The sequence below is a fragment of the Novosphingobium resinovorum genome (assembly GCF_036352595.1).
Taxonomy (GTDB): Bacteria; Pseudomonadota; Alphaproteobacteria; order Sphingomonadales; family Sphingomonadaceae; genus Novosphingobium; species Novosphingobium resinovorum_B.
Genome location: NZ_JAZFAX010000071.1, coordinates 1 through 9,396 on the forward strand (window position 1 = coordinate 1; position 9,396 = coordinate 9,396).

The 9,396-nt window shown below is 68.1% G+C and carries 11 protein-coding genes; 3 read left to right on the forward strand and 8 right to left on the reverse strand.

Annotation, left to right across the window (positions count from 1 at the left end):
• From V2S85_RS26305 to V2S85_RS26325, 5 genes are all read right to left on the reverse strand, one after another.
• The coding region (locus V2S85_RS26305; protein ID WP_330705745.1) for an acetoacetate decarboxylase family protein at positions 1-809 on the reverse strand (809 nt) is incomplete at its 3' end.
• Between the two features lie 20 nt (positions 810-829).
• Positions 830-1,387: a cupin domain-containing protein gene (locus V2S85_RS26310; protein WP_330705746.1), complete on the reverse strand. Its 558-nt coding sequence runs from the start codon at positions 1,385-1,387 to the stop codon at positions 830-832.
• A 14-nt stretch (positions 1,388-1,401) separates the two neighbouring features.
• On the reverse strand, positions 1,402-2,265 hold the full coding sequence (locus V2S85_RS26315; protein WP_330705747.1) for an amidohydrolase family protein: 864 nt from the start codon (positions 2,263-2,265) through the stop codon (positions 1,402-1,404).
• A 4-nt stretch (positions 2,266-2,269) separates the two neighbouring features.
• The gene (locus tag V2S85_RS26320) at positions 2,270-3,043 is read right to left on the reverse strand and encodes an SDR family NAD(P)-dependent oxidoreductase (protein ID WP_330705748.1); all 774 of its coding nucleotides are present in this window, start codon (positions 3,041-3,043) and stop codon (positions 2,270-2,272) included.
• Between the two features lie 186 nt (positions 3,044-3,229).
• Positions 3,230-4,678 carry an NAD-dependent succinate-semialdehyde dehydrogenase gene (locus tag V2S85_RS26325; RefSeq protein WP_330705749.1) on the reverse strand — a complete coding sequence of 483 codons (1,449 nt, stop codon included), beginning with the start codon at positions 4,676-4,678 and terminating at the stop codon, positions 3,230-3,232.
• A gap of 158 nt (positions 4,679-4,836) precedes the next feature.
• On the opposite strand from V2S85_RS26325, the gene V2S85_RS26330 reads away from it, so the two are divergent.
• On the forward strand, positions 4,837-5,814 hold the full coding sequence (locus V2S85_RS26330) for a fumarylacetoacetate hydrolase family protein (protein WP_330705750.1): 978 nt from the start codon (positions 4,837-4,839) through the stop codon (positions 5,812-5,814).
• Positions 5,807-6,361 carry a hypothetical protein gene (locus V2S85_RS26335; protein WP_330705751.1) on the forward strand — a complete coding sequence of 185 codons (555 nt, stop codon included), beginning with the start codon at positions 5,807-5,809 and terminating at the stop codon, positions 6,359-6,361. The genes V2S85_RS26330 and V2S85_RS26335 overlap by 8 nt, the downstream gene beginning before the upstream one ends.
• Here V2S85_RS26335 and V2S85_RS26340 read toward each other — a convergent pair.
• Complete coding sequence (locus V2S85_RS26340; RefSeq protein ID WP_330705752.1) at positions 6,358-7,053, reverse strand: hypothetical protein; 696 nt, start codon at positions 7,051-7,053, stop codon at positions 6,358-6,360. The genes V2S85_RS26335 and V2S85_RS26340 overlap by 4 nt on opposite strands.
• Before the next feature lie 91 nt (positions 7,054-7,144).
• Here V2S85_RS26340 and V2S85_RS26345 point away from each other — a divergent pair, with 91 nt between their 5' ends.
• On the forward strand, positions 7,145-7,729 hold the full coding sequence (locus V2S85_RS26345) for a carboxymuconolactone decarboxylase family protein (RefSeq protein ID WP_330705753.1): 585 nt from the start codon (positions 7,145-7,147) through the stop codon (positions 7,727-7,729).
• Here the strand turns inward: V2S85_RS26345 and V2S85_RS26350 are convergent.
• Together V2S85_RS26350 and V2S85_RS26355 are read right to left on the reverse strand one after the other, a co-directional pair.
• Positions 7,726-8,175: a VOC family protein gene (locus tag V2S85_RS26350; protein WP_330705754.1), complete on the reverse strand. Its 450-nt coding sequence runs from the start codon at positions 8,173-8,175 to the stop codon at positions 7,726-7,728. The two genes, V2S85_RS26345 and V2S85_RS26350, sit on opposite strands and share 4 nt — an antisense overlap.
• A 28-nt stretch (positions 8,176-8,203) precedes the next feature.
• Positions 8,204-9,331 (reverse strand): FAD-dependent monooxygenase, encoded by a 1,128-nt coding sequence (locus V2S85_RS26355; protein WP_330705755.1) that lies wholly within the window; start codon positions 9,329-9,331, stop codon positions 8,204-8,206.
• Positions 9,332-9,396: the final 65 nt, after the last annotated feature.

Consider the following 9,396-nt stretch of genomic DNA (forward strand, 5'->3'; position numbering starts at 1 on the left):
GCGCCGCCGACCATGTCGAAGACATAGCCGCCCAGGCTCTCCAGCACCGGGAACGAGGCGAAGCCATTGACGATGGTGTACTGCGTCGGCAGATCCTCGAAGCTTGGCGCGGCCCATTCGATGCCGCCCTTGCCCGCAAGGTAGCGCGTGGTCTTCACCCCGCTCCACGCCGGCGGGGTCAGCGTGGCGTAGTTGGCGTCGAACTCCTCGCCCCACTTTTTGCCCGGGCGCGGGGTGGCGGGCATGTACTTCCACGATAGCAGGCCGCGGTTCTGCGGGTTGCCCTTGGGCGGTTCGGCCTCGACCAGATCATCCGCCCACAGCTTCGCGAAGGAATAGCCGCGCCACGACATGCTGGCGTGGTGACGGCCGTTGAAGTCGCTGATCGGCGGGATATCGCAGAACAGCTTGTTGTGGCCCAGTTCCTCGCGGCCCGTCAGGATCGGGTCGGCCAGGCTTTCCCAGCGCGCCATCAGCATCGTGCCGTGGACGTCGCCCTCGGTCTTCGAGGCGTAGACCACCGGGATCTTGACGTCGAACATGTTGTAGCCGCCGCCCGCCAGCCACGAAAAGCCGGTCATGTAGATCGCCTCCAGCGTCACCACCGGATCGCCCCAGACCGAGAACCCCTCGGGCAGCACCGCCTGAAGCGCGGCGGCATCGGTGCGGTAGCGGGTGCCCAGCGTGGTCCGCACGGGTTCGCGCGCGAAGTCCTGCGGCACGCCTTCGGGCGTCCAGCGCGGGCACGGATTGGGGCCGAAGAAGATCGGCATGCGGTAGAAATTGCCGGGCGTGCGGGGGAAGCTCATGGGATCGGTCCTCTCGTGGATTATGTGTTCGGCGCGTCGTTGAAGACGGCGCCGGTGCGGATTTCGAGATGCTGTGGCAGCGTGGCGCGCAAGGCCTCGTCGAACTCGCCCGAGATCAGGATGAAGGCCATGCGGCACACCTGGTCGGAGCGGTTTTCCCAGGCATGGTCGGTGCCGCGCTGGACGACGACGGTGCCGGGCGTCAGCAGCACTTCGGAATCGTCGAGGATCATCCAGATCTCGCCTTCCAGCACGATGCCGTAGTCGATCGACTTCGTGCGGTGCATCATCTTGTGCCGCCCGTCCGCGCGCGGGGGCAGCTTGTCGATGTGGCCGGGGAAGAAGTCGTTGAAGCGGATCTTGGTGCCGCCTGCCGGTGGCGGCGTGATCAGCGGGCCGTCGGTCGGCTCGGGCTCGGTGGCAGTGACGATCGCGGGAACGCTGGGCGTGTTCCATATCTCGATGAAGTCCACGCCCGTCCCGCGATCGCGGATGTTGGGCGGGGCGGCGTCGGACAGGACGATGGACTTGCCGTTCTCATCGTGGCCGGTGACGACGCGCCTTGCTTCTCTGGGCATGATACTCTCCGAATTCAGGTGAAGGCGTAAAGCCGCGCGGGATTGTCGACGAGGATCGCGGTGCGCGCCGCCTCGCCCGGCACCGCGCGGGCGAGGAGGTCGAGCAGGTCGCCGTCGTCGGGCATCCAGCGGCTGTTGGGATGGGGCCAGTCGGTGCCCCACAGGGTCCGCGAAGGCGCCGCAGCGGCCAGCGCCGCCATGAACGGCACGGCGTCCGAGAGGTCGGCACTCATCCGGTCGGCGGCGGAAATCTTGGTCCAGACATGCGGGAGCGCGGCCAGTTCGAGCAGCGCCGCAAAACCCGGTTGCTGCACGCCCGCCGCCGCATCGAGCCGCGCCATGTGATCGATCACCAGCGGGCACGGCAACTCGGCAAGGAACCCCGCCTCGTCCGCCAGCGCCCCGGCATCGACATGGAACACCAGATGCCAGCCGAGCGGCGCCACCCGGTCCATCACCGCAAGCACATCGCCCCGCGAAGGTCGCGCGCCGAGGTGGCCGACATAGTTGAACCGCGCACCCCGAAAGCCCGCCGCGTGCATGCGCGCGAGGTCGGCGTCACGCACCGAAGCGTCGATGATCCCGACGCCCGCATAGGCCCCTTCCCCGCGCTCCAGTGCATCGAGCATCGCCGCATGGTCGGTGCCGTAGACGGCGGGCTGCACGAACACCGCCCGCGCCAGCCCCAGCGCACCCGCCATCTCCCGGTAGCGCTCCAGCGGCGTCTCGGCCGGTTGGTAGGCGCGGCCGGGCAGGTAGGGAAAGCGATCCTGCGGTCCGAAGATATGACAATGCGCATCGCAGGCCCCGGCGGGCACCGTCCACCCGCTCGCCCCATGCGGCGCGGGATGCGGGGGAGGAAGCGGGGTCAGCGTCATCGCCTCAGACCGCAGTGACGCCGCCGTCGACCGACAGGTTGGTGCCGGTGATCCAGGTGGACTCGTCGGAGGCGAGGAACAGCGCGGCATTGGCGATGTCCTCGGGCACGCCGAGCCGCTTGATGAGCAGGCGCGCCTTGATGCGCTCGGCGATCTCGCCGGTGCTGGTGCCGGCCGCTGCCGTGGCGGCGGTCTGCACCATGCCCGGCGCGATGGTGTTGCAGCGGATGCCGTGCGGCCCGCCCTCCACCGCGATCTGGCGGCTCATCGCCATGACCGCCGCCTTGCCCGCACAATGCGCGACCATGCCGGTATTGGTGGAGCCGCGAAACGCGTTGACCGAGGCGAAGTTGACGATCGAACCGCCGCCCACCTTCGTCATCCACGGCCAGGCCGCCTTGACGGCAAGGAACACCAGATCGACCTCGCCCACCATCGTCGGCATCCATTCGCGCTCGTAGTCCATCTGCGCCACCGGGGTCATGTGCGGGGCGATGGCGGCGGCGTTGACGAGAATGTCGATGCGCCCGTGCACCGCGCCTGCGTGGTCGACATAGCGCTGCACGTCGGCGGGCTTGGTGAGGTCGATCGGGTGCAGGCTGGAGAGCGCAAGACCCTCCTCGCGCGCCTGCGCCACCGTGGCCTCGGCCCACTGTTCCGAAATGTCGCAGCCGATCACGGTTGCGCCTTCGCGGGCGAAGCGCAGGGCGATGCCCTGCCCGATGCCTGCGCCGATGCCCGTCACGAGCGCGATCTTGCCTTCAAGGCGGCCTGCCATTGGTCTCTCCCGGTTATCTGTGGTCGGGCTTCACTTCGTCATTGCGAGGCCCGTCAGGGTCGAAGCAATCCAGAGCGATCTGCTCCGCCCTGGATTGCTTCGCTTCGCTCGCAATGACGAAGGGGTGGGGGTAACCCCTGCTTCTTCACTGCGATGTCCGCGGCAATCCAGCGCGCGGCCCTGCGATCAAAGGTCCGCCATCGTCATGAAGCGCGTCTGCAGATAAGGCTCGATCGCCTCCGACCCGCCCTCGAAGCCGTAGCCCGAATCCTTCATGCCCCCGAACGGCGTCTCGGGATGGCCGAGCCCGAAGTGGTTGAACGAGATCATCGCGCTCTCGACGTTCTCCATGACCTCCTTCGCGGTCTGCGAAGACGTGGTGAAGGCATAAGCCGCCAGCCCGTAGTTCAGCCGGTTCGCCTCGGCGTAGACTTCGGCGCGGCTGTCGAAGCGGTTTATCATCGCGATCGGACCGAACGGCTCCTCGTTCATCAGCGCCGCATCGGTGGGAACATCGGTGAACACGGTCGGCTCGAAGAAGAAGCCCGCGTTGCCGATGCGCTTGCCGCCGGTGCGCAAGATCGCGCCCTTCGCCAGCGCGTCCGCGGTCAGGCGCTCCATCGCCTCCACCCGGCGAACGTTGGCGAGCGGGCCGGTGGTGGTGGCGGGATCGAGCCCGGTGCCGGGCCTGAGCGCCGCGGCCGCTTCCACGAAAGCCTCGACGAAGGGTTCGAAGCCGTCACCTTCCACCAGGAAGCGGGTGGGATTGACGCAGCTCTGTCCGGCGTTGCGGAACTTGTTGCCCGCCAGCGCCTTGGCGGCGGCGACCGGGTCGGTATCGGCGAAGACCAGCACCGGCGCGTGGCCGCCCAGTTCCATCGTCGTCAGCTTCATGTGCGCCCCGGCCAGCGCGGCAAGGTGCTTGCCCACCACGGTCGATCCGGTGAAGCTGATCTTGCGCACCACCGGGTGCGGCACGAGGTACTCGGAAATCTCGGCAGGCGTGCCGTAGACGAGGTTGACCGAGCCTGCCGGCGCCCCCGCATCGACGAAGGCGCGCACCAGTTCGGCGCAGGAGCCCGGCGCTTCCTCCGGCCCCTTGACCACGAGCGAACAGCCCGCCGCCAGCGCGCCCGCGACCTTGCGCACGATCTGGTTGACCGGGAAATTCCACGGCGTGAACGCCGCGACCACGCCCACCGGCTCGCGCAGCACAAGGTTGGTGATGTTGCCCGCACGGCCGGGGATGACGCGGCCGTAGATGCGCTGCGTCTCGCCCGCCATCCAGTCGCAGGCTTCCGCCGCGCGCTCCACCTCGCCGCGCGCCTCGCCGATCATCTTGCCCTGTTCGAGCACCATCTGCACGGCGATGTCCTCCGCACGCTCGCGCAGCAGGCGGGCGGCGCCGTTCAGCACCTTGGCGCGGCCCAGCGGCGCCACCTTGCGCCAGGTGGCAAGGCCCTTCTCCGCCGCCGCCAGCGCGCGGTCGAGATCGACGATCCCGGCGTGCGCCACGGTGCCGATCGTCTCGCCGGTGCCGGGGTTGACCACCGGCAGCGTCGCGCCGCTCTGCGCGGGCGACCAGACGCCGTCGATCAACAAGGACACGCTTCGATATGCGGGAGTCTCGGCCATCAGATCCTCTGTCTTTTGCTGGATGCGGCTGCGGCCGCTTGGTGAGATCGAAATATTAGCGCCTTCGATAATTGTCAATTGACCCGCCGATCGTAATTCTCATATGCGCTAAATATCAGATGCCGGGTGAGGCCCGGCCGCAATCGAGGGAGGATCGCTTGAAACTAGTCCTGTTCACGGCGTCGGATGCGCCATCGCGATGGGCTGCGAAGCCGGGGATTCTGACCGATTCCGGCGTCGTCGATGCATCCTCGGTGTCGTTAGACCCCGCTTGGGTGCCGCTGAGTGCCGCCGATGCGCAGCGGGTGATGACCGACCTCATCGACCGCTACGATTCGCTGAAACCCGCGCTGGAGGAACTGGCGCGCAGCGGTCCGGCCCTGCCGCTGGACGCCGTGCGCCTGCTGCCGCCGCTGCCGCGCCCCGGCAAGATCGCCAACTGCCTCGCCAATTACTGGGAGCACGCCCAGCGCGAGGCGCGCCCGCTCAACATGTTCCTCAAGAACGCCGACGCCGTGATCGGGCCCGGCGACACCGTGGAACTGCCCGATTTCACAGAGCCTTACGCCTTCATGCACGAGGCCGAACTGGCGCTCGTCTTCAAGGGCCCGTCGAAGCGGGTCACGCAGGAAAACTGGCGCGATGCGGTGTTCGGCTACACCTGCTTCATGGACATCACCGCGCGCGAAAGCGGGCGGCGGACCTGGCGCAACAACTCGTGGATGGGCAAGAGCTTCGACACCTTCGCACCGCTTGGCCCCTGCATCGTCACGGCGGATGAAATCAATGATCCCAATGACTTGTGGGTGCAGTTCTGGAACGACGGGCAGCTGCGCCACAACTACATGACCGACGACATGGAGCATCCGGTGCCCGAGATCGTCGCGTTCGTGACCACGATCATGACCATGAACAGCGGCGACGTCGTCGCCTGCGGCACCAACCACGAGGGCCTCGGCTTCGTGCAGGACGGCGAGACGCTGAAGATCGAAATCCACGGCATCGGCGCCTTCGAGGTCAAGGTCCACGACCCCCTGAAACGCGAGTGGGAGCGCGGCGTCTACATGGGCGAAGGCTCGACCAACCACGAGGCGGTGAAGCGCAACAAGCCCGAAGCGGACGTCGCCCATGGCTGACGCGGCATTCGCCCTCCATGCCCTGCCCGGCGGCGCGCCCGATGACGGCATGGCGCGACTGTTCGCAGCACCCGCGCCGGGCTGGCGGATGCTCTCGGCGGAAGGTCCGGCCGAGGCGGTGCTGCTCACGCACGGCGCGGCGAATGCGGCGGCGCTGGCGGGAATTCCGGGGGTCGCGCAGTACCAGCTGGAGCAGGTCAGCGACAGCGGGCCGAGCGCGGAACCTTTTGGAATCATCATGATGGTCGCCTTCGACGTGCCGCCCGATCGCACCGCCGAAGTCGATCGCTGGTACGACGAGGAGCACATCGGCCTGCTCATGAAGGCCGATGGCTGGCTACGCGCGCGCCGCTACCGCGTGCTCTCGCACCACGGCGGCCCGCGCTGGACGAGCCTGGCATTCCACGAACTGCGCGACATCACGGTGATGGCCTCGCCCGAGCGCGCCTTCGCCCGCTCCACCGCATGGCGCGCGCGGCTGGAGCAGGAACCCTGGTTCCCCGCCGCCGGGCGCGGGGTGTTCCGGCCCATGGCGGTGCCGGATTAATCCTTCTTCATCACCCCGTTGAGGACGAGATCGCAGACGAAGGCCTTGTAGGCCGCGCGCATCTCGTCCTCGTCGATCGCCACGCCTTGCGCGATTTCCAGCTGGCGGCGGGCGGAGACGAAGAACTCCGACATCCCGATCGCCGCCACATAGAGCAGCCCCGGGTCCATGCCCCGGAAACTGCCGTCCGCCAGCCCCGCACGCAGGATCTGGCCATAGGCCGCCTGCCCGCGATTGGTGAACTTGGCGATCATCTCGTGCGCCGCCGGATCGTCCGACATGGCGATCTCCGAGACGATCAGCTGGTGGAAGAACGGGTAGGAGGCGTTGAGGTCGATCAGTGCCCCGATCCGTGCGCAGAGGCGGCTTTCCGGGGTGCTCGCGGCGTCCTGCGCGGCGGCGTCGACTTCCTGGGCAAAGCGCTGCGTCACCCGCTCCGCCACCGCCACCAGCAGCGCCGCGCGGGTCTTGAAGTAGTAGCGGATCAGCGAGGGATGCACCCCGGTATGGCGCGCCACCACCACCGGCGTGATCTTCGACGGCGGGCTGGTCTTGAGCAGGTCGATCGTCGCATCGATCAGCGCATCGCGCCCCACCCCGGCATCGGGCGCATCCCCCTCGGCACCGGCGCGCGGACGCCCCCGGCTGCGCGCGGGCGCCTTCGGTTCCACCGGCTCGTCTTCGTTGTCCATGCTCGTCCTCATAGCCGATATACAGCCCTAGCGGTGCTTGGCCCCGGCTCACAATAGGATATTAGCCGGAAAGTGAAATAAGGGAGAGAGCATGTCCACCACTTGTCCGCCGCTCAGCCCACCTGTCGGCCCCGACCGCCTGCCAAGGCAGTATCCCGCCGATTACGATGCCGAGCAGCGCTCCGCCGCCGAGGCGCTGATCGCCAGCCCGCGCGGCGAGGTGCGCGGCCCCTTCGTGCCGATGATGCGCAGCCCTCTGTTCATGGACCGCGTGCAGAAGCTGGGCGAGTTCCTGCGCTACCAGTGCTCGATCCCGGAGCGGCTGCGCGAATGGGCGATCATCGTCACCGCGCGCCACTGGAGCCAGCCTTACGAATGGCACGTCCACGCCCCCCTCGCCCGCAAGGCCGGCGTATCGCGCGCGGCCATCGCGGCGCTGCTGGAAGGGGGCCCCGCCACGGCGGTGCAGGAGGACGAGGCCGTCGTCCACGACTTCTGCCTTGCCGTGCACCGTCAGCACGGGGTGGACGACGCGCTCTACGCCCGGGCCCTCGCGCTGCTGGGCGAGCGCGGGGTGATGGAACTGACCGGCATCTGCGGCTACTACGCGATGCTGGCGATGGTGCTGAACGTGGCGCGCACCCCCTCGCCCACGTGCTTCGAACTGCCCGATTAGCGCGGCACCACCGCGACCGGCTCTGCCACCCTGGGGAACTGCACCAGTTCGATCAGGTTGCCCTCATGGTCGCGGATGAAGCTGGCCGAGCGGCCGTTCGGCAGATCCTTCACCCAGACCACGTCCACGCCCTTGCCGCGCAGCACTTCCACCATCGCCCGCACATCGCGGACCGAAAGCGCGATGTGCTTGTTGCCGCAGGTGCGCAAATCGTCGTCCGGCACCCGCCGCTCGGGATCGGCGGGCTTCACATCTGGACGGCACAGCAGTTCGACGTGGAGCGCCCCGTTCGCCAGCATGGCGATCTCGGCCGGGATCGATTCCAGCCGGTAGCGCCGCTCCAGCGTGAAGCCGAGCATGCGCTGCCACCAGTCGATCGAACCGTCCATGTCGCGCACGCTGACGCCCAGGTGATGGAACCAGATTTCCTGACTTCCTGCGTCCATCGCCAAATCCGCGCCTTTCCCGTCCACTTCAGATCGGTTCCTGGATCAGCCGCGAAATCCGCGCGCTCAGCGCCCGCTGCTCGGCCACCGGAGCCTCGGCCATCTCCAGTTCGCCGATCGCGACCGACCCTTCCAGGATCGTCCTGCACCGTTCATAGCGGCGCGCGGTGAACGTCGTGAAGAGGGTTTCGACATCCTCGATCCCGCCCGCCAGTTCGCCCAGCACCGCCGCGTCCTCGATCGCCATGCCCGCGCCGTAGCCGACATGCGGCGTGGTCGCGTGGACGGCGTCGCCGACCAGCAGCACCCGCCCCTTGTGCCAGGGGGGCGAGAGCAGCACCACTTCCAGCGGCCGGTAGTTGATGAGCGATTCCGCATTCAGCCCCTCGGCGATCGCCTTGACATGGCCGCCGAAGCGCAAGAGCCGCGCGCGCAGCAGTTCGAGCCAGTCGGCCTGGTCGATCCACGGATTACCCGGCGCGGATTCGAGCAGGTAGACGTACATCAGATCCTGCGAGATCGGGTTGAACCCGGCCTTGCAGCCCTCGCCCGAATAGACCCAGGTTGCGGTGACGTCGGCCGGGCGCGGCACCACCGCGCGCCAGCAGCCCTGTCCGGTGAAGCGCGGCCTGGGCGCATCGGGAAAGATCAGCGCGCGGGTCGCCGAGAACAGACCGTCGGCGCCGACGACGAAGCGATAGTCCCCGGCCAGACCGTCGCTGCCGGTGGCGCGCACGGAGTCCTCGCGCTCTTCGAACGCGGTGATGGAAACGCCGGTGCGAACCGCGATTCCTGCCGCTTCCACCGCGCTGCGCATCACTTCGTGCAGGCGCGGGCGCAGGATGCCGCCCATGTTGGGAATGCCGGGGCCGAAGATCGGCGCGGTCGGCCCTTCGCTGAGAACGTTGCCCTGCGCATCGCAGGCGCGCACCGGCCCGACCGAGGCGAACCCCGCCGCCTTGACCGCGTCGAGCAACCCGAGGCTGGCGAAAGCCCGCAGCGCCCCGCCATTGAGCGTGAGGCCGGCCCCGAGCGCGTTCCACGCGGGATCGATCTCGACGATCTCGGGCGAGAGCCCCGCGCCATGGAGAGCCAGCGCGCAGGCCATCCCGCCCATGCCGCCGCCCACGATCAGAACATTGCGATTTTCCTGCATTCTCGCCCACATCCAACTGTCTGGCCGCACTGCCGGCCGGTTGGATCGAGGAGTATCAAGCGGGT